A 24,222-nucleotide genomic window follows, 5' to 3' on the forward strand; every position below is an offset into this window, starting at 1 on the left:
GGCTCCGTCGCAGTCTCAAGACCCGCCGGTCAAATGCGGACGTCCCGCCGCGGCGCCCGCGCAGAGTGCGGAATCCCTTGTCTCGGGTTGGTGCTCCATGCGAGACTGGCCCTCTGGGGAAACTGGAAACAACCTTTTCAATAAGGCATGGTCAAGCGCGTCGGTCGTCCGGTAATCATCCGAACCATTCGGGGGCAGCCAATTGAGAAGCGTGCTCGAAACGCCGACCCTTCCCGACATTCTGACCGCGCGGGCGGCCTCTGAGCCGGAAACCCTCGCGATGATCGTGCACGGGTCCGGAGAGCTGACCTTCGGAGAATGGCAGGCGCGGTCGAACGCGGTCGCCAACGGCCTGCTGGAGCGCGGCGTACGCGGCGGCGACCGGGTCGGACTGCTCTTCCCCGGTTCCGGCTGGATCGATTACGCGGTGGCGTTCATCGGGGTGCTGAAGGCGGGAGCGGTGGCGGTCCCGCTGTCGGACCGCATGCCCGCAGCGGAGATTGAGCAGATCGCCGCGCACTGCTCCACGTCCCTGATCCTCACGGACCTGGCGGGGCTGCCGGAAGGCGCCACGTCGCCGCCGGACGTGCCGCTCAGGCCCGCCGGGACGGCGCAGATCCTCTATACGTCCGGCACGACAGGGACGGCGAAGGGCGTCGCCGCCACCCACGCCAACCTGGCCTTCGGGGCGCGCACCCAGCCGAGGCGCAGGGCGTTCGCCCATTCCCGGCACCTGGTCCACGCGTTCCCGATCGGCACCAACGCCGGCCAGATGATGCTCGTCAACGCCCTGACCGTGCACCCCGCCGTGGTCACCCTGCCCCGATTCACCCCCGGACGGTTCGCCGCGCTCATCGCGAGACATCGGGCCGGAACGGTCTTCCTCGTGCCGGCGATGGCCGTGGAGTTGCTCAGCCTCCAGGAAGGCCCCGACCTGTCGAGTGTCCTGCTGCTCGGCTCGGCCGCCGCGCCGTTGCCGCCGGCGGTCGCGGCCGGGCTGACCCGGATGTTCCCGAAGGCGACGATCACCAACTACTACACCTCGACCGAGGCGGCGCCCGCGCAAACGATCATGCTCTTCGATCCTGACCGGCCGGGTTCCGTCGGCAGGTCGGCGGCGGGCGGCGACGTCCGCATCGCCTCACCCGAGGGTGCGGACCTGCCGCCCGGCGAGACCGGTGAGGTGTGGATGCGCTCGCCCGCGGCGCCCCGCTCGTACTACAACGACCCCGCGGCCAGCACCGACGTCTTCCGGGGCGGCTGGATCCGCATGGGCGACCTCGGCTATCTCGACGAGGACGGCTACCTCTACCTGGTCGACAGGGACGGCGACGTCGTCAAATCCGGCGCCTTCAAGGTCTCGACGCTGAAGGTCGAGAACGCGCTGTACGAGCATCCCGCGGTGGTCGAGGCCGCGGCCTACGGGCTTGCCCACCCCGTCCTCGGCACGGCCGTCGCCGCGGCCGTCGTCCTGCGGGCCGAGGTGTCCCACGCCGACATCCGGGCCTTCCTCCGCGACCGGCTGGCCCAGCACGAGATCCCCTCCGAGATCGTCACGATGGACTCCCTGCCGCGCAACCGCGGCGGCAAGGTCGACAAGCGCGCACTGCGGGCACGGGCATGAGCGCCGACCCGAGGCAGGCGTCGTTCGCCCAGGTGGGAATGTGGCTCACCGAGCGGATGGGACGGGCGGGCTCCGCCTATCACATGCCGTTGCTGATCACCTTCGACGGGCCGCTGGACGCCTGCGCGCTGATCCAGGCGTGCGAGGCGCTGGTCAGACGGCATCCCGTCCTGGCGACCGCCATCGAGGAGCGGGACGGCATCCCGGTCGAGGTCCCGGCGGAACGTCCCCAGGTCACCGTCACGGCCATGGAGGACATCGGCCCGCTGGTGCGCGCGGAGACCCTGCGGCCCTTCGACGTAGGGAAGGGGCCGCTCGCCCGGTTCACGCTCGTCCGCGTCTCGTCCTCCCGCCACGTGCTGCTGGTCGTGGCACACCACCTGGTCTTCGACGGCGAGTCCAAGGACGTGCTGGTCCGCGATCTGGCCGCCTTCTACAACGGGCGCCCGCTCGCCCGCCTCACGATGTCGTACGCGGACCACGCGGCGGCCGAGCGGGAGCGGGTCCACACCGTGCTCGGCGAGGCGGGGGAGTACTGGCGGGGCCGGTGGCGGGAGCCGGCCGAGATCGTGCTGCCCCTGCTGCCCGGCGAGTCCGGCGGGTCCGATGGAGCGGTGCGGTCGCGTGGGGCCACGGAAGGTGGCGTCCACACCTTCCGCGCCGCGTTGCGTGACGTGCCGGGCGTCTCCCGGTTCGAGGTCTTCCTCGCCTCCGTTCACGCCCTCCTGTTCGCGTACGGCAACGCCGAACCGGTGTGCGCCGTCGACATGTCCACGCGGACCCCGGAGGTACGTGACCACATCGGCCTGTTCGTCAACGAGCTTCCCGTGTGGTCGGCGCCCGCTCCCGGCATGACGGTCGCCGGGCTCGCCGGCCGGCTCCATGACGACCTGCGTCTCCTGTACCGCTTCCGTCAGGTGCCGCTGGCCCGTGCCGTCCGGGGCCTGCGACCGCGTACGGCACTGGCGCCCGTGTCGGTCAGCTACCGCCGGCGCCGGGAGGAGCCCGAGTTCGCCGAGCTGGACACGTCCGTGGACTGGACCGCCTTCAACCACGCCGTCCGCAGCACCCTGCACCTCCAGGCCGTCGACGGGCCCGACGGCCTCGACGTGATCATGCAGTACAGCTCTCGCGCGCTTACGGATGTCACTCACATCGCGAAGGACCTCACTTCAATTATGAAAAATCCGGACACCGTAATTGAGGACATCGCGGCGGGCCGTACCGAACAGGCAGGCCTCGCCGAGGAGATCAGGGACATCTGGCAGGAGGTGCTCGGCATCGACGAGATCGGCGATGAGGAGGACCTCTTCGACCTGGGAGGCCATTCGCTGACCATCACCCAGATCATCGCGCGGATGCGCAAGCGCCTGGACATCGAGGTCCCGCTCGACGTCTTCTTCGACACCCCGACGATCGCCGGTGTCCTGGAGTCCATCGCCGCCGGACGCGAGCCCGGCCTGCCTGACGCGTCGGGCAGCCGCCGGTGACGGAGACGGGTGCGACTCTCCTCCACGCTCCGCGGGCCGATGACGACGACCTCGCCCGCCTTCTCCTGATCCGGCACTTCGAACTGGCGCTGCTCGACCTGTTCGGGCGCGGCGAGCTCAACGGCACCACGCACACCTGCCTGGGGCAGGAGTACGTCCCCGTAGCGTTGCGGCGGCTGCTCACGGAGGCCGACTTCGTCTTCGGCAACCACCGCGGGCACGGCCACTATCTGGCGAGGTTCGACGACCCGGCGGGACTGCTCGCCGAGATCATGGGCCGGGAGGGCGCGGTCTGCGGCGGGGTGGGCGGCAGTCAGCACATCCTGCGCGACCGTTACGTCTCCACGGGCGTCCAGGGGGAGAGCCTCCCGGTGGCCGCGGGCGTCGCACTGCATCTCAAGCGCACGGAGCCGGGCACGCTGGCCTGCGTCTTCATCGGTGACGGCACGTGGGGCGAGGGCGCGGTCTACGAGGCGCTCAACCTGGCCTCGCTCTGGCGCCTCCCGCTGCTCGTGATCGTGGAGAACAACGGGATCGCCCAGTCGACTCCCACCACCCGTCAGATGGCCGGGACCGTCCGCGCCCGCGCCGAGGCGTTCGGGGTGCGCCACCACGGCATCGAGTCCTCCGATCTGAGCACGATCAGGGCCGAGCTCGCGCCGCTCGTCTCCGAGGTGCGCATCGAGGGCAGGCCCCTGGTCGCGGAGTTCGCCACGCACCGCCTCGGCCCGCACAGCAAGGGCGACGACACCCGCGATCCCGAGGACGTACGGCAGGCGCGGGCCGGGGACTGGTACCGCCTGTACGGCGAGGCGGACCCCGAGCGGTTCGCCCGCGCCGACGAGGCACAGCGCGCCCACGTGGACGCGATCGTGCGCGACGTCTCCGCCCGCCCGCCGTCGAGGTGGGAGCCATGAGAGTGGGGGAGAACCTCAACGCCGCCCTTCACGGGCTGCTGGAGTCGGACCCGTCGGCCTACGTGATCGGCGAGGACATCCTCGACCCGTACGGCGGCGCCTTCAAGATCACCAAAGGGCTGTCCAGCCGGTTCCCCGACCGTGTGCTCGGCACCCCGATCAGCGAGTCCGGCATCACCGGCCTGGCCGCCGGGCTCGCGTTGTGCGGCGACGCGGCCGTCGTCGAGATCATGTTCGGCGACTTCGTGGCGCTCGCATTCGACCAGATCGTCAACTTCGCGGCCAAGTCCGTCACGATGTACGGCTCCCGCGTGCCGATCCGGATGGTCGTCAGGTGCCCGACGGGCGGCGGGCGGGGGTACGGTCCCACCCACAGCCAGAGCCTGCAGAAACACTTCGTGGGCGTGCCCGGCCTGTCGGTCTACGAGATGTCCCCCCTGCACGACAACCGCGCGGTGCTCGACGCGATGCTGGCGTCCGGCGGGCCGTGCGTGTTCTTCGAGGACAAGATCCTCTACACGCGGCGCATGAACGACGTCGGCGACCTGTTCCGGCACGACGTCGTCCCGGGAGGCGGCGGGGGCGCCGACGTGGCCCGCGTGTTCCTGGACGACCCCGAAGCGGCCGACTGCGTCATCATCGCTCCCGGTGGGATGGTCGACCGTGCGGTCCGTGCCATGCGCGGCCTCTTGCTGGAGCAGGAGGTCACCTGCTGCCTGCTCGTCCCCTCGCGGCTGTATCCGTTCGACGCCGAGCCGCTGCTGCCCGCGCTCCGCGGGGCGAGAGCCGTACTGGTGGCGGAGGAGGGCACCGCGGGCGGCACCTGGGGAAGCGAGGTGGCCCACCAGATCCACCGGCTGATGTGGAAGGACCTGCGACGGCCGGTGGCGCTGGTCAGCTCGGCGGACAGTGTGATCCCCACGGCCGCGCATCTCGAGCGCGCCGTCCTCGTGCAGGACTCGACGATCCACGACGCGGTGCTGGAGGCCCTGCGTGACTGACATCCGCGTGCCCAAGCTGAACAACAACGACTCCACGTACGTCCTGGTCGAGTGGCTGGTCGACGACGGGCAGCAGGTGAAGGCCGGAGACCCGATCGTGGTCCTGGAGACCTCGAAGGCCACCGAGGAGCTGGAGAGCGAGGAGGACGGCCACGTCTGGCGGGTCGTTCCGCTGAACGCCGACTGCGCTCCCGGGGACGTGCTCGCCCACCTCACCGCCGGCGAGGCCCGGCCCGCGCCGCTGTCCGCGCCGCTGTCCGTGCCGCCGCACCCGGGGCCGTCTCCCTCCCCGGACCTCCCCGTCACGGCCGGCGGCTCCTCGGCCGGTGCGTCGACGGCCGGCGCGCCGACGGGTGGCGCGTCGACGGGTGGCGCGTCTTCGGACGGCTCCGCGGTCGAAGCGTCATCAAGCGGCGCCGCGCCGCTGATCACCGCCCCCGCGCAGGCGCTGATCGACGAGCTCGGCATCGATCCGGCGGTGGTGCGCACCCTCGGCGTGGCCGTGGTCCGGCGTGCCGACATCGAACGGCTCGCGGCCCGTTCCGCATCGGCGTCCGGGGAGGACGTCGCGGAGCCCGCGAAGCCTGGACCGGCCGTGGCGGGCCTGCCGTACGAGCTCACGAGGGTGCAGCGGGCCGTGGCGAAGGTCGTGCGCGTCTCGCACGCGACCATCCCGGCCGCGTACACGGTGGTGAAGGCCGACGTGGGCCCGCTGCTGGAGCTCGCGGCGCGGATGACCCGTGAGGTCAGGCGGCCCGTGGGGCTCCCCGAACTGGTGACGTTCGCCGTCGCCCGGCTGCACGCGGAATTCCCGGTGTGCTTCGCCACCCTCGTGGACGACACGTCGGCCCTGCTCCCGGACGCCCCTCACATCGGCGTGACGATCGACGCGGGTGAGGGCCTGTACGTGCCCGTCATCCACGACGCCGCCCGCCGCTCGGTGAAGCAGATCGCGACCCGCCTGATGGAGTATCGGCTGGCCGCCCTGACGGGGGACTTCCGCGAGGACGACCTGACCGGGGCCGACATCGCGGTCACCCTGCATCACGACGGCGACGTGACGCTGGCCATCCCGCTGATCTTCCCAGGTCACGCGTGCGCGCTCGCGGTGACGTCTCCCCAGGCCGAACTCCGCCTCGACGGGGGTGAGGTCGTCACCCGGACCGTCGTCAACATCGGCATGGCCTACGACCACCGGCTGATCAACGGCCGCGACGCCGCGTTGTTCCTGCGGGCGCTCAAGGCACTGCTGGAGTCCCCGGAGGAGAGATTCGGGTAAACCTCATCACTGGTCCGCGGCGCCCTCGTAGAGGTCGCGGGCGGCGAGCAGATCGGGCAGGTGCGCCGCGGTCCATGCGCAGCAGGCGGCCATGGGTTCGAGGAGTGTGCGGCCGAGCGCGGTGAGCTCATACTCCACCCTGAGCGGGATCTCGGCGTGAACGGTGCGGGTGACCAGCCCGTCGCGTTCCATGGCGCGCAGCGTCTCCGTGAGCACTTTCGGCGTGACGCCGATCAGGGGAACCCGCAACTCGGAGAATCGCCGGGGTCCCGCCTCCAGGCATCGGATGATCTTCGCGGTCCACTTGTCGCCGATCCGGATCGGCGGGGTCACGTGGGCACATCCGGCGAACATGTCGGCTGCGAGAGGCTCCTTCACGGTGCCGAGCGTACGTAAGTACCGTTGCGGGAACCAAGGGGTGCGCGGCTAACGTCCGCGGCATCGGCCGGCGATCGGACCGGCCATGCCGAACGGAGCACCTCTCATGAGCAAGATCGTGGTTTTCGGTGCCGGCGGTCGTGCGGGCCGGCGGGTGGTCGCGGAGGCGGTCTCCCGGGGTCATCTGGTCACCGCGGTGGTCCGCGACCCGGCCAGGCACCGGGATCTGGCCGGCGACCGGGTCGCCCTGGTCGCGGGTGACGCCACCGACGCGGACGACGTCTCGGCGGCCGCGGCGGGGCACGACGCGGCCGTCAGCGCCGTCGCGCGGCTCGACATCTCGTCGGTGGAGTTCTACGTGGGCGCGGCCCGTGCCCTGCTGGACGGCCTCGCGCGTGCGGGCGTCGGCAGGCTCGTGCTGATCGGCATCGGGACCACGCTGGAGACCGCGCCCGGCGTCATGGTCCACGACGCGGCGGGCTTCCCCGAGGAAGGGCGGGCCTTCTCCCTCGGGCATGCGGCCGAACTCGAGGTCCTGCGCGCCGACGGCGCCGGCATCGACTGGCTGGTGATCGCACCCCCGCCGGTCATCTTGGACGAGCACGCGTCGCGCACGGGGCGCTATCGGACGGGTGGTCCTGAGGTGCTGCCCGCGGACGGCGGCTTCTCCTACGCCGATCTCGCGGTCGCCCTCGTCGACGAGATCGAGGATCCCCGGCACCATCGTGCGCTGGTCGCGGTGGCTCCCTGACCTCCGTCACACCGGGGTCATCCGCCGTTCGCGCCGGAACAGCGGGATGGACGACGGGCCTAGGGAGTGTCAGACACGACCTAGCCCCGGATGCGGAGCCCGCGCGGCGTCGGATGGAATCCGGCCGTCTCCAGCGCGGCCGCCAGCGGCGATTCGATGATGGCGGCGCCGTCGGCCCGCTCGACGGTGAGCTTGCCCAAAGCGCCCTCCCGTACGGCCAGAGCCAGCGCGTCCACCGCCGGTTGCAGGTCGTCCTCGGCCCCGAAGGAGAGCAAGGTCTTGCCGCCTCGCTCGACGTAGAGCGCGAGCCGGCCCTCCACCAGCGCCACGAGCGCTCCGGCCTTGCGACCCGGCTTGTGGGTCACCTCGCCGGGCCGGGCGGGCCACGGCAGGGCCGCGCCGTAGGGGTTGGCCGGGTCGGCGGCGGCGAGCACGACCGTGCGGGGCGGTGCCTGAGGCGCCGGGGCCGCCCACAGGTCATCCCCGTCCGAGGGGGCGCCTCTCCTCGACGACATGGCCCGCATCCGGTCGACCGCACCGGGCAGGGCGAACTGGGCCCCTCCCAGGCCCTCCACGAAGTAGCCGCGGCGGCAGCGGCCGCTCTCCTCGTACGCCCGCAACACCTGGTAGACCGAGGAGAAACCACCGGTAAGCCGTTCCGCGGCGACCCCGCCCCTCGTGATCACGCCGTGCCGTTCGAGCAGCACCTCCGCCTGGGCCTGCGCGCGCTGGGTGCCGTTCTCCACGGCGGACGGCAGCAACCACCACCGGCCGCTCACCGTCGGCGGTCCGCTCCTGGTGGGCAGCACGGCCCTGCGCCGCCGGCTCGTCGCCGGCCGGTGAGCGGGCCGCCCGGTGCCGAGAGTGGACCGCAGCGGGGCGAGGGTGTCTCCGGTGACCCGGCCCGACCAGACGAGATCCCACAACGCGGCCGCCAGCACCGTGTCGTCCGGCACGGCGCCCATCACCGGCTCACCACGCGTCAAGGGCCCGCGCAGGCTCGCGCCGATCGCCGGTCCGTCACCTGGTCCGTCGCCTTGTCCGTCGCCTCGGCCTGCGCCGCGCCCCGAGACGATCCCCGATCCGTCACCTCGTTCATCACCTGGTCCGTCACCTGGGCCTACGCCGCGTACCGAGCCGATCGCCGCCGAGGCCACCCGGTTGGACAGTTCGCGGAAGAACAGCGCCCCGCCACCGCTGAGGATCTCCAGCACCTGCTCGTGCAGGGGCGTCATGGTGATCTCGCCGGGCACCGGGATCAACAGGGGAGCGGTGTCGGCGAAATAGAGCGCCACCCAGCCGTCTCCGCCGGGCAGGGATCCCTGGCCGGCCCAGACGACCTCGCCGGAGGCCGTCAACTCGTCGAGAAGCGCGGGGGAATAGCCGGGCACCCGGCCCGGCAGGATCAGCGTCTCGAGAGCCGAGGCGGGGACCGCCGCCCCCTGGAGCCGTTCGATGGCGCTGACCAGCGCGTCCATCGAGCGGCCCGGGCCCGGTCGGGAAGGGGCTCCGTCCGCGGTCTCACTCCATCCCCGGCCCTGGGGGAGGCCTGCGGCCGGTGCGCGGGCCGGGGCGATGCCGTGCCAGGCGGGCAGGAACGCGGCCAGGGCCTCGGGCGGGACGGGCTCGACCTCCTTGCGAAGCCGCGCGAGCGATCTGCGGCGGAGCAACCGCAGCACGCCGGCGTCGCACCACTCCTCGCCCCGCCCGCCGGGCTGGAACTCGCCGGAGACCACCCGCCCCGCCGCGGCCAGCCGGCGAAGCGTGTCGTCGACGACGGCGACGCCCACGCCGAAGCGCGCGGCGGCCGTACCGGACGCGAACGGGCCGCGCGTGCGCGCGTGGCGGGAGACGAGATCGCCCAGCGGATCGGGCTGGGGGCCGGACCTTCCCTGCCCTCCCGCGGCGGGAGCCTCCAGGAACTCGTGGGGCACGCCGACCGGGAGCGGCACGCCCAGGGCGTCGCGGAGTCGCCACGCGTCCTCCACGGCCGCCCACTGCTCGTGACCCGCGACCCGGACGCGGATCGCCCGGTGCGCCTTCTCCAGGCCTGCCAGCCAGGCCGGATCGCCCTCGCGGATCGACACGTCCTCGGCCAGCAGCGGGCCGTGCGAGCGCAGCAGGTCGGCCAGATCCTCGGCGTCGCGGAGCGGTCTGTCCAGCCGGGCCAGCTCGCGCTCGGCCTCGGCGATCACGTCCGCGTCGAGCAACTCGCGCAGGTCGGCCTGGCCGAGCAGTTCGGCCAGCAGCGCCGTGTCGAGGGCGAGTGCCTGCGCCCGCCGCTCGGCCAGCGGGGCGTCGCCCTCGTACATGAACGCGCCGATGTAGTTGAACAGCAGCGACGCCGCGAACGGGGACGCCTGGGAGGTCTCCACCTCGACGATCCTGACGCGGCGGGCGGAGATGTCCCGCATCAGCCGGACGAGCCCCGGCACGTCGAAGACGTCCTGGAGGCACTCGCGCATCGTTTCGAGGACGACGGGGAACGTGGCGTACTGGCTGGCCACACCCAGCAGGTGCGCCGCGCGCTGGCGTTGCTGCCACAGCGGGGTACGCCTGCCGGGGCTGCGGCGCGGGAGCAGCAGGGACCGCCCGGCGCACTCGCGGAACCGGGCGGCGAACAGCGCCGATCCCCCCAGCTCCTCGGTGACGATCTGCTCGATCTCCTCCGGATCGAAGGCGGCCAGGTCGGACGGCGCCTCGTCGAGGGTGTCGGGGATGCGCAGGACGATGCCGTCATCGGAGTGGACGGCCTGCACGTCCACGCCGTACCGCTCGCGCAGTCGCCGCCCGACGGCCAGGGCCCACGGTGCGTGCACGCGCGCGCCGTACGGCGAGTGGATCACCACCCGCCAGTCGCCGAGCTCGTCGTGGAACCGCTCCACCAGGAGGGTGCGATCGTCGGGCACATAGCCGGTCGCCTCCCGCTGCTCCGCGAGGTAGGACAGCAGGTTGCCGCTGGCGAACTCGTCGAGCCCGGCCGCGCGCACCCGGCCGTCGGCTCCGTCGGCCGCGGCGCCGGACAGCTCACGCAGGAAGGCCCCGATGGCGCGGCCCAGCTCGGCCGGCCGGCCGGCCGAGTCGCCGTGCCAGAACGGCAGCTTGCCCGGCTGCCCGGGGGCGGGGGAGACCAGCACCCGGTCGGCGGTGATGTCCTCGATCCGCCAGGAGGTCGCTCCGAGCACGAACACGTCGCCCACGCGTGACTCGTAGACCATCTCCTCGTCGAGCTCGCCCACCCGCGATGCCTTGTCACCGACCAGGAAGACCCCGAAGAGGCCACGGTCGGGGATCGTGCCGCCGTTGGTCACCGCCAGCCGTTGCGCACCGGGGCGGCCCTGCAGCGTCCCGGTCACGCGGTCCCAGACGATGCGCGGCCGCAGTTCGGCGAACTCCTCGCTCGGATAGCGCCCGGCGAGCATGTCCAGCGTCGCCTCCAGGGCGGTGCGCGGCAGCGTCGCGTACGGCGCGGCCTTCCTGACGACGGTCTCCAGCGAGTCGACCGTCCACTCGTCGAGCGCCGTCATGGCCACGATCTGCTGGGCGAGCACGTCGAGGGGATTGCGCGGGTAACGCAGCTCCTCGATCTGCCCGCTCTTCATCCGCTCGGCGACGACGGCCGTCTGAACGAGGTCGCCGCGATACTTGGGGAAGATCACGCCACGGGACACCGCGCCGACCTGGTGGCCGGCCCGGCCGATCCGCTGGAGCCCGCTCGCCACGCTCGGCGGGGCCTCGACGCAGGCGACCAGGTCGACCGCGCCCATGTCGATGCCCAGCTCCAGACTGGACGTGGCCACGACGGCGGGCAGGCGCCCGGACTTGAGCGCCTCCTCGATCTGCGACCGCTCCTCCTTGGAGACCGACCCGTGGTGGGCGCGCACGATCTCCGGGATCACGCCCGCCGAGGCTCCTGCCTGCGCCATCACCTCGGCCGGTGTCGCTCCGGACCCGCGGGCGGGCGCCGGCTCGGCTCCGTCGAGGGCCGCGGGGGCCGCGGGGGCCGACCTGCGTTCCCACGCGAGCTCGTTGAGCCGCGTGCACAGGCGCTCGGAGAGCCTGCGGGAGTTGGCGAAGATGATGGTCGAGTCGTGCGCCTCGATGAGGTCGAGCAGGTGCTGCTCCACATGCGGCCAGATGCTGCGCCGGTGCTCCGCGGGCTCCCCCTCCGCACCCGGGGCCGTGGGCGCGAGCTCGGTCATGTCCTCCACCGGGACCACGACCTCGACCTCGATGACCTTCTCCGAGGGCGGCTGCACCACCGTGGCGGGCCGGGCACCGCCGAGGAACGCCGCCACCTCGCCGACCGGACGGACGGTGGCGGACAGGCCGATCCGCTGCGCGGGCTCCGGCAGCAGGGCGTCGAGCCGCTCCAGGCTCAGCGCCAGGTGGGCGCCGCGCTTCGTGGCGGCGACCGCGTGCACCTCGTCGATGATCACCGTCTCGACGCCGCGCAGCGCCTCACGCGCCTGCGAGGTCAGGATCAGGAACAGCGACTCCGGCGTGGTGATCAAGATGTCGGACGGCCTGGCGGCGAACCGCCGCCGGTCGTCGGCCGTGGTGTCGCCCGACCTGATGGCCACGGAGATCTCCGGCGCGGGCAGCTCCATGAGCCGGGCGGTCTGCTTGATGCCGGCCAGCGGGGCCCGGAGGTTCCGCTCCACGTCGACGGCGAGCGCCTTGAGCGGCGACACGTACAGGACCCGGCACGAGCCAGGAGGCTCCGCGACTTTCCCGCGGCCCTTCCGGGGCGGTTCCCCGGCCGCCTTCGGAGCCGCCGCGTGCTCGATCGCGAGCCGGTCGATCGCCCACAGGAACGCGGCCAGCGTCTTGCCTGACCCGGTCGGCGCGACCACCAGCGTGTTGTCGCCGCGCGCGATGGACGCCCAGGCGTCCTCCTGTGCGGGCGTCGGCGCCGCGAACGCTCCGGCGAACCACTGTCTGGTCACCGGGCTGAAGTCGTCGAGCGCGCTCACCCGCCCATCATGCATCCGGCCTCCGACAGAACGCGCCGCGCCGGATTCCTCCGTCGCCGGTCAGCAGGGTGATCTACCGGCGGATTCACCGAAATTTACTACCCCCCGCGTCTGTATACCTGTGCTTGGTTGAATCATCATCTATCTATGGAAATCGACTACGCGGCCATCGAAGCGGAGCGCGTGAGCATCCGTGAGCGCTACATCAGCGAGAACCGTCCCTCCAGCAGCGCGAGGGGCCTGCACCACTTCGCGCTGATCTCGTCCGACGTCGAGCGCACGATCCGCTTCTACCACGAGCTGCTGGAGTTCCCCCTCACGGAGATCTTCGAGAACCGCGACTACAAGGGCTCCAACCACTTCTTCTTCGACATCGGCAACGGCAACCTCCTGGCGTTCTTCGATCTGCCCGGGCTCGACCTGGGGCCGTACCAGGAGGTCCTCGGCGGGCTCCACCACATCGCGATCTCCGTAGAGCCGTCCACGTGGGAGCGGCTGCGCGGCAAGCTCGACGCGGCAGGCGTGCCGTACCAGGTCGAGAGCGGCGCCTCGATCTACTTCCTCGACCCCGACGGCGCGCGGCTGGAGTTGCTCGCCGACCCGCTCGGAGAGATGTACGGCTCCCGCGTGATGTGACCTCGTCCGTCCGGGGGCGGGCCGCCGGCTCTGGGCCGGGGCGCCTCCGGGGCGGGGCCATACTGGGACCCATGCGCCTCACGGAGTTCTGGAACCGCATGCACCGCCACTTCGGCGAGGTGTACGCGGAGTCGTGGGCGAAGGACTACGTCATCTCCGGCCTGGGCGGGCGGACCGTCGAGCAGGCGCTCGCCGACGGCGTGGCCGCCAAGCAGGTCTGGTTCGCCGTCTGCCAGGTCGTGGACGTCGACACCAGGCTCCGCTGACCGATCCTTCGGGAAACTGCGCTTTCCGCATGCTCCACCACTTGAATGGTGGTTGAACACTTGTTACCTTGTTGACAAGTTGAGCGGGGAGGCAGCTCATGAACGCGGAGGAACGACTCTCGCCCGACCAGGCACTCCGGGAGATCGACCGGGTGGATCGGCACGTGCGGAGATCCGCCCGTGGAGTGGCCCATCTGTTTCTGATCTTGGGGCTGTGCAGCATGGTCTTCTGGCCCGCCGTGACCCTCGGCCGCGGTGTGGTCGCGGGTCTGGCGGGTGCGGGGTGGGTCGTGCTGACGATCGCGTCCTGCGTCTACTGGGCGCGGATGCTCGTGCGCGACCGTTACGTGATGTTGATCAACGGGCGGGTGTCCGTGGCGTACATCCTGACCACCCTGCTGGCGTTCGCCTTCGTCTCGGTCGTCCTTCCCGAAGCCCGCGGTCCCGGCTGGATCGCCGCACTGGTGGCGGTCTCCGTGCTCGCGGGAGCTCCTCTGGTGTACGCCGCCTGGCGGATCCGGGAAAAGCGATGACCGCACATCCTCGCCACGAACTGGACGAGATCATCCACGCGCCGGTAAGGCTGTCGATCATGGCGGCTCTGGCGGTGTCCGAGAAGGCCGACTTCCGGTTCCTGCGCGACACCATCGAGGTCAGCGACTCCCTGCTGTCCAAACACATCCTCACTTTGGAAGAGGCCGGATACGTCCGCGTCGAGAAGACCTTCGTCGGAAAGCGGGGCCGCACGTGGCTGTCGCTGACCGAGCGCGGGCGCGCGGCGTTCAACGCCTACACCGACGTGCTCCGACGGATCACCGAAGGAATCCCCCATGCTTGAGGTTCAGGATCTGCGTAAGCGCTTCGGCGACAAGGTCGCCCTCGACGGCGTCGGCTTCGCCGTACGGCCGGGCGAGATGTTCGGCTTCGTCGGGGCCAACGGCGCCGGGAAGACGACCACGATGCGGATCGTCATGGGCGTGCTCGACGCGGACTCCGGCGAGGTACGCCTCGATGGGAAGCCCCTGACGTACGACTCCCGCCGCCGGTTCGGCTACATGCCGGAAGAGCGCGGTCTGTATCAGAAGATGAAGGTCGCCGAACAGGTCGAGTACTTCGGCAGGCTCCACGGGCTGGGCAAGGCCGCGGCCCACGACGCCGCGGGCGAGCTGATCGAACGACTCGGTCTCACCGGGCGGCGCGACGACGCGGTGGAGACGCTGTCGCTGGGCAACCAGCAGCGGGTGCAGCTCGCGGTGGCGCTGGTCCACAGCCCCTCGGTCCTGGTGCTCGACGAGCCGTTCTCCGGCCTCGACCCGATCGCGGTCGACGCGCTGGCCGACGTGCTCAAGGACCGGTGCTCCTCGGGAGTGCCGGTGGTCTTCTCCAGCCACCAGCTCGAGCTCGTCGAGCAGCTCTGCGACTCCGTCGGCATCATCTCGGGCGGCCGCATGGTCGCCGCGGGCCCGGTCGACGAGTTGCGGGCCACCGAGGGGCGCACCCTTCTCAAGGTCGTCGTCCGCGGCGCGTCCCCGGGATGGGCCGACGACCTCACCGGCGAGGTCACGACCGACGGCGACCGGCAGGTGCTGCTCATCGAGAGCGGCGACGATCAGGAAATCCTCCGTTCGGCCGTGAACGCGGGAGAGGTCGAGCACTTCGGCCGGCAGCGGCCCACACTCGCCGAGATCTTCAGGGAGGCCGTCGCATGAACGGATTGTGGCTGGTCGCGGATCGCGAGATCCGCACACGCATCAGAACGAAGGGTTTCCTCATCAGCCTCGCGCTCAGCGGACTGCTCGTGGTCGCCCTGGCCTTCGTGCCGAAGCTCCTGTCCGGTCAGGACTCCTACGAGGTCGCGGTCGTCGGCGCCGTCCCCGTGGCCGCCGCGGACGTCACGTACACGAAGTACGCCGACGAGGCCGGGGCCCGCAAGGCCGTCACCGACGGAGCCGTGGACGCGGCCCTCATCGACGACCAGAGGGTCGTCAGCGAGGGCGAGCTCGACCAGCGCCTCGGGCTGCTCCTCGAGAGCGCGCACCGCGAGGGGAAGATCAAGGCCTCCGGCCTGGTGATCACTCCGCTGACCGTGGAGACCGGGGCGACGGCGCAGTACCAGAGCGTGCGCACCGGCATCGCGACGCTCCTGGTGATGGTGTTGTTCTTCCTGCTCATCTACTCGGCCATGTACGTCGCGATGGGAGTCGTCGAGGAGAAGGGCAGCCGGATCGTGGAGATCCTGCTGGCCGCAGTACGGCCCTGGCAGCTGCTCGGCGGGAAGATCGTCGGTCTCGGGCTGCTGGGGCTGGTCAACCTGGCGGTCGTCATCGGAGGCGGCCTGATCGCCGCCACCGCGACGGGGCTCGCCACCGACTTCCCCCCTGGCATGGCCGGCATCGTGATCAGCACGGTGGTGTGGTTCGTGCTCGGCTACGCCTTCTTCTCGGTGCTCGCCGCGGCCTTCGGATCGCTGGTGTCCCGCCAGGAGGAGGTCAACAGTGTGCTGACGCCGATGACGATGACGATGACCATCACCTATTTGGTGGCCTACTTCGCGGCCGTCGAGCCCGAGGGCACGCTCGCCCGGGTCCTGTCGCTGGTGCCGCCGTTCTCCTCGATGGTGATGCCGGTCCGCACGGCGGCCACCGACGTGCCGATCGCGGAGATCGTGTTGTCGGCCGCGCTCATGGTGGTCGCGACGGTCGCGGTGCTGCTGGCGGGCGCCCGCGTCTACAACAGGGCCGTCGTCCGCACCGGGGCGAGGGTCAAGCTGGCGGAGGTCCTGCGGTGAGACCACGAGGGCGGACGGCGCGTTCCGGATGTGATCGAACAGTCGTTCGGCTATATTGAAGTCGCCGCCGGGGTGCGCCGGCCGGAGACCTCTTCCCGAGGCGTGACGCGAAAGCCCGGGAAAATGTCGGCGGCACCCCGTAGCTTTCCGGTGACCGAGCAAGACGACGACCCTTCCAGGGGGCACCCAATGGCAATCAACGACCGCGAGAAGGCCCTTGAGACCGCCCTCGCACAAATCGAGCGGCAGTTCGGCAAGGGCTCCGTCATGCGCCTCGGCGACGACGCGCGCGCCCCGATCGAGGTGATCCCGACCGGCGCGATCGCCCTCGACGTCGCCCTCGGCATCGGCGGCTTCCCCCGCGGCCGCATCGTGGAGGTGTACGGCCCGGAGAGCAGCGGTAAGACCACGGTCGCGCTGCACGCCGTGGCGAACGCCCAGAAGGGCGGTGGCATCGCCGCGTTCATCGACGCCGAGCACGCCCTCGACCCGGAGTACGCCAAGAAGCTCGGCGTCGACGTCGACGCCCTGCTCGTCTCGCAGCCCGACACCGGTGAGCAGGCACTCGAGATCGCCGACATGCTGATCCGGTCGGGCGCGGTCGACATCATCGTGATCGACTCGGTGGCGGCGCTGGTGCCCAAGGCCGAGATCGAGGGCGAGATGGGCGACAGCCACGTCGGCCTTCAGGCCCGCCTGATGTCGCAGGCCCTCCGGAAGATCGCGGGCGCCCTCAACCAGACCCGGACGACCGCCCTGTTCATCAACCAGCTGCGCGAGAAGATCGGCGTCATGTTCGGGTCGCCCGAGACCACCACGGGTGGCAAGGCGCTGAAGTTCTACGCCTCGGTCCGGCTGGACGTGCGGCGGATCGAGACGCTCAAGGACGGCACCGAGCCCGTCGGCAACCGGACCAGGGTCAAGGTCGTCAAGAACAAGATGGCCCCGCCCTTCCGTCAGGCCGACTTCGACATCCTGTACGGCTTCGGCATCTCGCGCGAGGGCGGCCTCATCGACATGGGGGTCGAGCAGGGGTTCGTGCGCAAGGCGGGCGCCTGGTACACCTACGAGGGCGACCAGCTCGGGCAGGGCAAGGAGAACGCCCGTAACTTCCTGAAGAACAACCCCGACGTCGCCAACGAGATCGAGAAGAAGATCAAGGAGAAGCTCGGGATCGGGCCGCGCCTGGACACGCCCAGCGAGCCCGTGGCCGCCGCGGCCCCCGCCGCCGCTGCTGCCCCGGCCGGCCGGGGCGCCAAGGCGGCCGCCGCGCCCAAGCCTGGTGATGTCTGAGCTTCGCCATGAAGCGTGACGACACCCCCGGTCCGGCCGACGAGATCAGGCCGGGGGACTGGAACTCCGGTCCGTGGGACGGCTCTGACGGCTCCTCCGGTGAAGACCGCCCGCGTGAGACCGCCGCGACACTCGACGGTCTGCGCGAGCGGATCCGGCAGGGTGAAGCCGTCCGGGCCGATCGCGCCGGCGGTGGTGACGGCCACGCCGGCGACGATGACGACGGCGTCTTCGGAGCCGGTGGCGACAGATCGGCGCGTGCCTCGGGACGACGTGGCGGCGGTTCCCGCCGTGAGCGCCGTGACAGGAGACAGGGCGGGCGGCAGCGGGGATGGTCGCCCGACGGCCCGCAGGAGGGCTCTCCGGCGAGCCAGGGGCCCGATGCGGACCCCGAAGCGGTGGCCAGGGCGATCTGCCTGCGCCTGCTGACCATGGCGCCGAAGACGAGGGCTCAGCTGGCCGAGGCGCTGCGTAAGCGGGAGGTGCCAGAGGAGGCGGCGCAGGCCGTGCTCGAGCGGTTCTCCGAGGTGGGGCTCATCGACGACGAGGCGTTCGCCGCGGCGTGGGTCAGCTCCCGGCACATCGGGCGAGGGCTGGCCCGCCGGGCGCTCGCCCAGGAGTTGCGCCACCGGGGCGTGGAGGAGGAGACCGTCAAGGAGGCGGTCGATCGACTCGATCCGGAGCAGGAGGTCGAGACGGCTCGCGCGCTGGTGGCCCGGAAGCTGGCGGCCACGCGCGGAGCGGATCCGAAAACCCGTACGCGCAGGCTGGCCGGGATGCTCGCCCGCAAGGGCTACTCCCCGGGACTGGCGTTTCGCGTGGTCCGGGAGGCTTTGGAGGCCGAAGGCATGGAGACGGACGACCTTCCCGGGGAATTCGGTTGACCAAGAACGCCGGACCAAAGTGACTTGACAGACCGTCTTTGCTTGCTCGTTACCTCTCTGACGCTTAATCTCGACCGCAGTGAGGAGTTACTCCGCACAGCGCGGATTGCCATAACGGTGAACGACGGACAAGAGAGTTAGACGGGCCTTCGGGTCATATCGGGTGGCCTGTCGGCCGCCCGGATATCGTGACGATATTTGTCCTGGTGACGCCACCGGGTGGTGCTGTGCTGCGCGTGTGACCCTTCGCTTGCCGGGAAGTCGTGAGGCGAGAGGGGTGAGCGAGCATGAACACGATCGTGATCGTTCTGGCGGTTGCGGTGGTCCTGCTGGCTCTGGTGGCGATAGCCGCGCTCCTCGTCGTCGTCCGGCGGACGGCCGCCTCTGTCAAACTGTCAGGCCCCTCTCCCGAGCAGATCGCCGAGGCCAAGGCCGAGGTGAGTGAGGAGCTGGAGCGGGCGCGGCAGGAGGCGGAGGAGATCCGCGCGAAGGCCGAGAAGGACGCGGGGGAGATCCTCAAGCGATCGGAGTCCGTGGCCGAGGGCGCCGTGTTGTCGCGCAAGGAGGTCGAGGAGGAGTCCCGCCTCCGCAAGGACGAGCTGAAGGAACTCCGTTCCGACCTCGAACGCCGCGAGAACCGGCTCGGCGAGCGCGAGCAGCGGCTCGACGAGGAGGCCCGGCGGCAGGCCGACCGGGCGCGCAAACTGGCCGAGACGGAGACCGAGCTGGCCGACCGTCGAGAGGAACTCGACCGGGTCGCGGACAAGCGCCGTCAGATCCTGGAGCGGGTCGCCGGGCTCACCGCGGAACAGGCCAAGTCGGAGCTGGTCAAGGAGATCGAGAACCAGGCCAAGCGTGAGGCCGCGCTCATCATCAGGGAGATCGAGGGCGAGGCCCGCAAGGAGGGCGAGAAGCGCGCCTGCAAGATCGTGACCCTGGCGGTCCAGCGGGTCGCCACGGAGCAGACCGCCGAGTCTGTGGTCAGCGTGCTCCACCTGCCGGGTGACGAGATGAAGGGCCGCATCATCGGGCGGGAAGGCCGCAACATCCGGGCCTTCGAGTCGACGACGGGCGTCAACCTCATCATCGACGACACCCCCGAGGCCGTGCTCCTGTCCTGCTTCGACCCGGTGAGGCGGGAGACCGCCCGGCTGACGCTGGAGCGGCTCGTCCTCGACGGCCGCATCCACCCGCAGCGGATCGAGGAGGCCTACGAGCGGAGCCGCGAGGAGGTCCGGGAGCTGTGCGTCCGGGCCGGCGAGGACGCCCTGGTCGAACTCGGCATCACCGAGATGCACCCGGAACTGATCACCCTGCTCGGTCAGCTCCGATACCGCACCTCCTATGGGCAGAACGTGCTGAAGCACCTGATCGAGTCGGCGCACCTCGCCGGGATCATGGCATCCGAGCTGGGGCTCGACCGCGAGCCGGTGAAGCGGGGCGCGCTGCTCCACGACATCGGCAAGGCGCTCACCCACGAGGTCGAGGGCAGCCACGCTCTGATCGGCGCGGAGATCGCCCGGCGGTACGGCGAGCACGAGGACGTTGTCCACGCGATCGAGGCGCATCACAACGAGGTGGAGGTCCGCACGGTCGAGGCGGTCCTCACTCAGGCGGCCGACGCGATCAGCGGGAGCCGCCCCGGCGCCCGGCGGGAGTCGCTGGAGGCGTACGTGAAGCGGCTGGAGCGCCTGGAGGAGATCGCCCAGTCCTACGAGGGCGTGGACAAGGTGTTCGCCATGCAGGCCGGCCGGGAGATCCGGGTGATGGTCCGCCCCGACTCCGTGGACGACATCCAGGCCCAGGTCATCGCCAGGGACGTGGCCAAGCAGGTCGAGGAGGAGCTGACCTACCCCGGTCAGATCCGGATCACCGTGGTCCGCGAGTCCCGCGCGACCGAGTTCGCCCGCTGAAGCTCCCGCGCGACCGAGTTCGCCCGCTGAAGCTCCCGCTCGGCCTGTGTCAGTCGCTCTGCTGGAAGATCTGCAGGTAGAACGACAGTTCGGCGGCCAGGGCGGCGGTCCTGGTCTCCAGCCGGCGGAACCCGTGGGCCTCGCCTTCGAAGGTGAGGTAGGTGCAGGGGATGTCGCGGGCCGTCAACCGGTCGGCGAACGCCTCCGACTGGGACGGCGGCACGACCGGGTCGGCGAGCCCCTGCATGAGGAGCATCGGGCAGGTGACCTCGTCGGCGCGGGACAACGGTTCGCGGGAGCCGTACAGGGACTCCGGGCCGACCAGCCACTCCACGTAGCGGGACTCGAAGTCGTGCGTCGCGGCCACGAACGGGCCGAGGGCGCTGACGCCCGCGACGGAGACCCCTCCCGCGAAGACCCCGGAGGCACAGCAGGCCGCCATGACCGTCCAGCCTCCGGCGCTCTCTCCGCGGACGGCGATCCGCGTGGGGTCGGCGAGCCCCTCCGCCGCGAGCCACGTGGCCGCCGCGACGGTGTCCTCGACGTCGGCGATGCCCCACTGGCCGCGCAGGCGCTCGCGGTAGGCCCTGCCGTACCCGGTGGAGCCGCCGTAGTTGACGTCGAGCACGCCGATGCCGCGGCTGGTGAAGAACGCCTTGTCCAGGCTCAGCGCGGTGGTCGCGTGCGAGGTCGGGCCTCCGTGGACGAAGACGACGTACGGCGAGGGCCCCTCCGCGGTGTGGTCCGGGTTGGCAGGCGGATAGAGGTTGGCGTGGAGGCGGCGGCCGAGGCCGCCCTCGATCTCGATGGCCTGCGGGCTGGGCAGGAAGGCGACGTCGGGCAGTTCGGGGATGTCGCGCCGCAGCCCCTCGACCCTGCCGGTCACCATGTCGACGCGGACGACCGAGCGCGGGGTGTCCGGGCCGTACGCGATGCCCGCGAGAATCGTGCCGTCGGCGCTGAACGCGGGCAGCCACCCCTGGTACGGCACGTCGACGTCGGTGAGGGCACCGGTGTCGGGGTCGAGGATGCCCAGGCGCAGGTCGCCCCGCCCGTGCACGACCGCGAGCCGCCCGTCGTCCAGCACGAGGTACGGCAGGCCGCCGAGTTGCCACAACGGCCCGGCGAACTCCTCCTCGGCGGGGAACAGGGCCAGCGGAGAGGTGCCGAAGATGCCGATCTCGTAGAGGTTCCACCAGCCGGACCAGTCGGAGACGAGGTAGAGGTGGCGGTCGTCCCGCCACCGCGGCGCCAGGACCGACTCGGTGACGCCGCCCTTGATGGTCCACGATCTGCCGTCGGCGACGCTGGTGATGCGCAGTTCCGTGCCGGCCCACGGCATGCGCGGGTGGTTCCAGCAGATGTAGGCGACGTGCTCCCCGTCGGGGGAGATCGTGGGAGAGGCGTAGAAGTCACTGCCGCTCACCCGCTCGACGACCTCCGCGAGCCGCCCGTCCGGCTCCGCGCCCGGCTCCGCGCCCGGGTGCGCGGCCGGGGGCAGGGCGATGGAGACGATCGAGCGGATGACCTTGGCGTCCGGATGATGACGCTCCTGGACGCACCACACCTCGGTCCCGTGGGGGAAGTCGCGGACCAGCAGGTCGGCGTAGCGCAGGCCGGTGGGCAGATCGGGTTCCGGGGTCAGCGGCCGGGGCTTCGCGCCCTCTTCCGCGAGGTAGAGCCGCTGGTCCGCGTGATGGGTGAAGACGATGCCGCGACCCGGCACGACGGCGTAGGACCGGCCGCCGTACTCGTGGACGCGGGTGCGCGCGTCCCACGGTGCCGCGAGCAACTCGCGGCGTGTTCCGTCGGCGGCGCGGTGCACGACCGTGCGCCGGCCGCCCTCAGCAGGCCTGTTCTCCTCCCACCAGACCTCCTCGCCCAGGACCGTGGGGAAACCGAGACCCAGGCCGGAGCGGGCGACGTCGGACGTGGAGATCGGTGACGGCCAGGGAGCATAGGGCGCCTGGGGCTCGGGGGGCATGACCGCATCCTGCCGGAAACCGGCTCCACGTGAGGCCGGTTATCCCTTTTCGGGAGCGGAGGGAGATTCGAGGGCAGGGGGAGTGGTGTATCGGGTGGCCAGAACGCCGAGATAGTCGATGACCGCCTGTTTCCAGGTGCCGTCGTCGAACATGTGCCGCAACGCGTCGTCGACCTGGTCGCGGAGGGCGACGGACCCGGTGGCGATGCCGTACGTCTGGGGAGTCAGCGGCCTCCCGCTGAACCGGAACCGGCTCGGGTACTGCGCCTCCAGACCGGCGAGGACGGGGGCGTCGGCCACGATGGCGTCGGTCCTGCCGTCGGCGAGCAGAGGCGCGCAGGCGGCGGGGACGTTGGCCTGCGCGAGGAAGACGTCCCGCCACTTCGTGCCGAAACGGGCCACGAGCGGCTTCGCCGAGGCCTTGGTGGCGCATACGCGCTTGCGGCTGAGGTCGCCGGCACCGTTGATCGACAGGTCGCCGGCACGGACGAGGATGTCGGTGCTCGTCACGAGATAGGGACCCGCCACGGGGCCGGGGCCGTCCGGGCCGATGACGATGTCCGCCTGGGTGGGGTCGTACGTGTAGGTGATCTGGTCGTCGCGGTAGCCGAGTTCGCGGGCGACGTACGTCGCGACGGCGATGTCGAAGCCGGCGTACCTTCCGTCGGGAAGGCGGGTGACCAGACCTGGCTGTCCTTGGCGCACGCCGATGACCAGGGGGCCGCCGCCGATCCCGCAACCTGCGAGAAACGCGGCCACCAGGCAGGTCACCAGGCCGACGCCACGCCACACCCGCTCAATATCGAGGTCTCGTACGGCATGCGCCAAGCAGCGACATGGCAAGTTCTCCTAATGGCCGTGCGGAGGATCGGGTCGGGTTCCGGCGCGTGGCCACTCGGGAGTGGACGTTGATCAGGGCGATCGGTAGGGGCGTGAGGAAGATCGGACGGGCCGGCAGTGGTTCATCCGGCCTGGAACTTCTGTGGCCACGGCGAGCCGCCACTCAGCTGATCGAGTCCTCGGCCGCCATCGAGACGGCGGTCGGTCCGTGATCTGAACTCGGCTCGGCGGTGCCGTCCGACGTCGTTTCGGTTCTGGTGTAGAGGACCTCGCGGCCCTGCTCCGCGGCGCGGGTGATGCTTTCGCTGACGAAGTCGAGGAAACGGGCGACGTTCTCCAGGCGGGTGGCGGCCGGGGTGCCGGGGCCGAGGATGGCGACGCCTTGGCGTGCGGCCTCGACGACCTGGTCGTTGGCCCGGGCGCTGCGGATCATCGACTGGTACCAGAGGTCGTCGTCGACGACGTAGCGCTCGCGGCGGCGTTCGTCGCGTTTGCGGCGGACGAGGTCCAGGCTCTCGAGGAACGTGATCGCTTTGGAGACGGACGCCGGGCTGACCTGGAGGCGCTGGGCGAGTTCGGAGGCGGTGAGGCTGCCGGTGTCGGTGGTGTAGAGGCAGCCCAGCACCCGGGCCATCATCTTGGGCAGGCCCGAGGTCATGAAGACGGTGGTGAGGGTCTCCTCGTATTCGTGGACGGCCTCGGCGTCGCGTCCGTAGGGCTGCGGGGGCGCCTGCGACCCCCGGGGCGCGGCCTGAGTGCGCCGGTGGGTGCGCTGCTGGGTGGCGCGGTGGGCCAGGTCGGCGCGGTATCCGGTGGGGCCGCCGTTGCGCATCACCTCACGGGTGATCGTCGAGGTCGGACGGTCGAGCCGGCGGGCGATCTCCGCGTAGGGGAGGCTGTCGGCCAGCCCCACCGCGATCTGCTGGCGTTCCTGCTGGGTGAGCCTGCCTCCCGGCATCACGACCCCCTTCATGCCCCACGGGTGCTCCATGGCGCTGCTCGGTGTTTCCTGACGCCTCCACCATAGCGTTCAGCTTCAATGCATTGCAATGATCGAGTGGGCATCATTGCGTTAACTGCGAAGGCTGTTGCAACAGTTTTCCAGCATCTACCTGCATGAATGTCGAATCTGTGCAACGTCGATGTTGCATGACTTTGGAAAGCAACGTAGCGTTTCCAGTGTCAGAAACAACACGGCACCA

20 protein-coding genes are annotated in these 24,222 nt (G+C 70.9%); 15 read left to right on the forward strand and 5 right to left on the reverse strand.

What is annotated here, in order from left to right; all coding sequences use genetic code 11:
- Positions 1 to 211: 211 nt before the first annotated feature.
- From Psi02_RS25955 to Psi02_RS25975, 5 genes are read left to right on the forward strand one after another with little or no spacing between them, the layout of a single operon-like run.
- Positions 212 to 1,624 carry a class I adenylate-forming enzyme family protein gene (locus tag Psi02_RS25955; RefSeq protein WP_239095158.1) on the forward strand — a complete coding sequence of 471 codons (1,413 nt, stop codon included), beginning with the start codon at positions 212 to 214 and terminating at the stop codon, positions 1,622 to 1,624.
- Positions 1,621 to 3,114, forward strand: a complete 1,494-nt coding sequence (locus tag Psi02_RS25960; protein WP_203978260.1) for a condensation domain-containing protein — start codon at positions 1,621 to 1,623, stop codon at positions 3,112 to 3,114. Before Psi02_RS25955 ends, Psi02_RS25960 begins: the two co-directional genes overlap by 4 nt.
- Complete coding sequence (locus tag Psi02_RS25965) at positions 3,111 to 4,031, forward strand: thiamine pyrophosphate-dependent dehydrogenase E1 component subunit alpha (protein ID WP_203978261.1); 921 nt, start codon at positions 3,111 to 3,113, stop codon at positions 4,029 to 4,031. The genes Psi02_RS25960 and Psi02_RS25965 overlap by 4 nt, the downstream gene beginning before the upstream one ends.
- Positions 4,028 to 5,032: an alpha-ketoacid dehydrogenase subunit beta gene (locus tag Psi02_RS25970; RefSeq protein ID WP_203978262.1), complete on the forward strand. Its 1,005-nt coding sequence runs from the start codon at positions 4,028 to 4,030 to the stop codon at positions 5,030 to 5,032. The genes Psi02_RS25965 and Psi02_RS25970 overlap by 4 nt, the downstream gene beginning before the upstream one ends.
- Positions 5,025 to 6,311, forward strand: coding sequence for a 2-oxo acid dehydrogenase subunit E2 (locus tag Psi02_RS25975; protein ID WP_203978263.1), 1,287 nt, complete (start codon positions 5,025 to 5,027; stop codon positions 6,309 to 6,311). Before Psi02_RS25970 ends, Psi02_RS25975 begins: the two co-directional genes overlap by 8 nt.
- 6 nt (positions 6,312 to 6,317) lie before the next feature.
- On the opposite strand, the gene Psi02_RS25980 is transcribed toward Psi02_RS25975, so the two are convergent.
- A complete protein-coding gene (locus tag Psi02_RS25980) occupies positions 6,318 to 6,689 on the reverse strand; it encodes a winged helix-turn-helix transcriptional regulator (RefSeq protein WP_239095159.1) in 372 nt (123 codons plus the stop codon).
- A gap of 106 nt (positions 6,690 to 6,795) precedes the next feature.
- On the opposite strand from Psi02_RS25980, the gene Psi02_RS25985 reads away from it, so the two are divergent.
- On the forward strand, positions 6,796 to 7,440 hold the full coding sequence (locus tag Psi02_RS25985) for an NAD(P)-dependent oxidoreductase (protein ID WP_203978264.1): 645 nt from the start codon (positions 6,796 to 6,798) through the stop codon (positions 7,438 to 7,440).
- Positions 7,441 to 7,520: 80 nt separating this feature from the next.
- On the opposite strand, the gene Psi02_RS25990 is transcribed toward Psi02_RS25985, so the two are convergent.
- The gene (locus tag Psi02_RS25990; RefSeq protein ID WP_239095160.1) at positions 7,521 to 12,431 is read right to left on the reverse strand and encodes an ATP-dependent helicase; all 4,911 of its coding nucleotides are present in this window, start codon (positions 12,429 to 12,431) and stop codon (positions 7,521 to 7,523) included.
- Between the two features lie 132 nt (positions 12,432 to 12,563).
- Between Psi02_RS25990 and Psi02_RS25995 the strand changes: the two genes are divergently transcribed.
- From Psi02_RS25995 to rny, 9 genes are all read left to right on the forward strand, one after another.
- Complete coding sequence (locus Psi02_RS25995) at positions 12,564 to 13,052, forward strand: VOC family protein (RefSeq protein ID WP_203978266.1); 489 nt, start codon at positions 12,564 to 12,566, stop codon at positions 13,050 to 13,052.
- Positions 13,053 to 13,123: 71 nt separating this feature from the next.
- Positions 13,124 to 13,318 (forward strand): DUF3046 domain-containing protein, encoded by a 195-nt coding sequence (locus Psi02_RS26000; protein WP_203978267.1) that lies wholly within the window; start codon positions 13,124 to 13,126, stop codon positions 13,316 to 13,318.
- A 98-nt stretch (positions 13,319 to 13,416) separates the two neighbouring features.
- The gene (locus Psi02_RS26005) at positions 13,417 to 13,851 is read left to right on the forward strand and encodes a hypothetical protein (protein WP_203978268.1); all 435 of its coding nucleotides are present in this window, start codon (positions 13,417 to 13,419) and stop codon (positions 13,849 to 13,851) included.
- On the forward strand, positions 13,848 to 14,156 hold the full coding sequence (locus Psi02_RS26010) for a winged helix-turn-helix domain-containing protein (protein ID WP_203957069.1): 309 nt from the start codon (positions 13,848 to 13,850) through the stop codon (positions 14,154 to 14,156). Before Psi02_RS26005 ends, Psi02_RS26010 begins: the two co-directional genes overlap by 4 nt.
- A complete protein-coding gene (locus Psi02_RS26015) occupies positions 14,149 to 15,027 on the forward strand; it encodes an ABC transporter ATP-binding protein (protein WP_203978269.1) in 879 nt (292 codons plus the stop codon). Before Psi02_RS26010 ends, Psi02_RS26015 begins: the two co-directional genes overlap by 8 nt.
- Positions 15,024 to 16,106, forward strand: coding sequence for an ABC transporter permease (locus Psi02_RS26020; protein WP_203978270.1), 1,083 nt, complete (start codon positions 15,024 to 15,026; stop codon positions 16,104 to 16,106). Before Psi02_RS26015 ends, Psi02_RS26020 begins: the two co-directional genes overlap by 4 nt.
- Before the next feature lie 189 nt (positions 16,107 to 16,295).
- Positions 16,296 to 17,399 (forward strand): recombinase RecA, encoded by a 1,104-nt coding sequence (gene recA, locus Psi02_RS26025; RefSeq protein WP_203978271.1) that lies wholly within the window; start codon positions 16,296 to 16,298, stop codon positions 17,397 to 17,399.
- 8 nt (positions 17,400 to 17,407) lie between these two features.
- A complete protein-coding gene (gene recX / locus Psi02_RS26030; protein WP_203978272.1) occupies positions 17,408 to 18,283 on the forward strand; it encodes a recombination regulator RecX in 876 nt (291 codons plus the stop codon).
- A 287-nt stretch (positions 18,284 to 18,570) separates the two neighbouring features.
- Complete coding sequence (gene rny, locus Psi02_RS26035) at positions 18,571 to 20,196, forward strand: ribonuclease Y (RefSeq protein WP_203978273.1); 1,626 nt, start codon at positions 18,571 to 18,573, stop codon at positions 20,194 to 20,196.
- A 49-nt stretch (positions 20,197 to 20,245) separates the two neighbouring features.
- Here the strand turns inward: rny and Psi02_RS26040 are convergent, their stop codons facing one another.
- The 3 genes from Psi02_RS26040 to Psi02_RS26050 all read right to left on the reverse strand — a co-directional run bounded on the left by Psi02_RS26040 (position 20,246) and on the right by Psi02_RS26050 (position 23,978).
- On the reverse strand, positions 20,246 to 22,180 hold the full coding sequence (locus tag Psi02_RS26040) for a S9 family peptidase (RefSeq protein ID WP_203978274.1): 1,935 nt from the start codon (positions 22,178 to 22,180) through the stop codon (positions 20,246 to 20,248).
- Positions 22,181 to 22,219: 39 nt separating this feature from the next.
- Positions 22,220 to 22,972: a type 2 periplasmic-binding domain-containing protein gene (locus Psi02_RS26045; RefSeq protein ID WP_203978275.1), complete on the reverse strand. Its 753-nt coding sequence runs from the start codon at positions 22,970 to 22,972 to the stop codon at positions 22,220 to 22,222.
- A gap of 211 nt (positions 22,973 to 23,183) precedes the next feature.
- On the reverse strand, positions 23,184 to 23,978 hold the full coding sequence (locus Psi02_RS26050) for a GbsR/MarR family transcriptional regulator (RefSeq protein ID WP_203978282.1): 795 nt from the start codon (positions 23,976 to 23,978) through the stop codon (positions 23,184 to 23,186).
- Positions 23,979 to 24,222: the final 244 nt, after the last annotated feature.

Origin of the sequence: Planotetraspora silvatica (genome assembly GCF_016863315.1) — a bacterium.
GTDB lineage: Bacteria > Actinomycetota > Actinomycetes > Streptosporangiales > Streptosporangiaceae > Planotetraspora > Planotetraspora silvatica.

Excerpts from the sequence above, each read along its gene's own strand:
- Psi02_RS25960 (WP_203978260.1), top strand. The coding sequence starts at position 1,621 with ATGAGCGCCGACCCGAGGCAGGCGTCGTTCGCCCAGGTGGGAATGTGG.
- Psi02_RS25970 (WP_203978262.1), top strand. The coding sequence starts at position 4,028 with ATGAGAGTGGGGGAGAACCTCAACGCCGCCCTTCACGGGCTGCTGGAG.
- Psi02_RS25985 (WP_203978264.1), top strand. The coding sequence starts at position 6,796 with ATGAGCAAGATCGTGGTTTTCGGTGCCGGCGGTCGTGCGGGCCGGCGG.
- Psi02_RS25990 (WP_239095160.1), bottom strand. The coding sequence starts at position 12,431 with ATGCATGATGGGCGGGTGAGCGCGCTCGACGACTTCAGCCCGGTGACC.
- Psi02_RS25995 (WP_203978266.1), top strand. The coding sequence starts at position 12,564 with ATGGAAATCGACTACGCGGCCATCGAAGCGGAGCGCGTGAGCATCCGT.
- Psi02_RS26000 (WP_203978267.1), top strand. The coding sequence starts at position 13,124 with ATGCGCCTCACGGAGTTCTGGAACCGCATGCACCGCCACTTCGGCGAG.
- Psi02_RS26005 (WP_203978268.1), top strand. The coding sequence starts at position 13,417 with ATGAACGCGGAGGAACGACTCTCGCCCGACCAGGCACTCCGGGAGATC.
- Psi02_RS26010 (WP_203957069.1), top strand. The coding sequence starts at position 13,848 with ATGACCGCACATCCTCGCCACGAACTGGACGAGATCATCCACGCGCCG.
- Psi02_RS26015 (WP_203978269.1), top strand. The coding sequence starts at position 14,149 with ATGCTTGAGGTTCAGGATCTGCGTAAGCGCTTCGGCGACAAGGTCGCC.
- Psi02_RS26020 (WP_203978270.1), top strand. The coding sequence starts at position 15,024 with ATGAACGGATTGTGGCTGGTCGCGGATCGCGAGATCCGCACACGCATC.
- recA (WP_203978271.1), top strand. The coding sequence starts at position 16,296 with ATGGCAATCAACGACCGCGAGAAGGCCCTTGAGACCGCCCTCGCACAA.
- recX (WP_203978272.1), top strand. The coding sequence starts at position 17,408 with ATGAAGCGTGACGACACCCCCGGTCCGGCCGACGAGATCAGGCCGGGG.
- rny (WP_203978273.1), top strand. The coding sequence starts at position 18,571 with ATGAACACGATCGTGATCGTTCTGGCGGTTGCGGTGGTCCTGCTGGCT.
- Psi02_RS26040 (WP_203978274.1), bottom strand. The coding sequence starts at position 22,180 with ATGCCCCCCGAGCCCCAGGCGCCCTATGCTCCCTGGCCGTCACCGATC.
- Psi02_RS26050 (WP_203978282.1), bottom strand. The coding sequence starts at position 23,978 with ATGCCGGGAGGCAGGCTCACCCAGCAGGAACGCCAGCAGATCGCGGTG.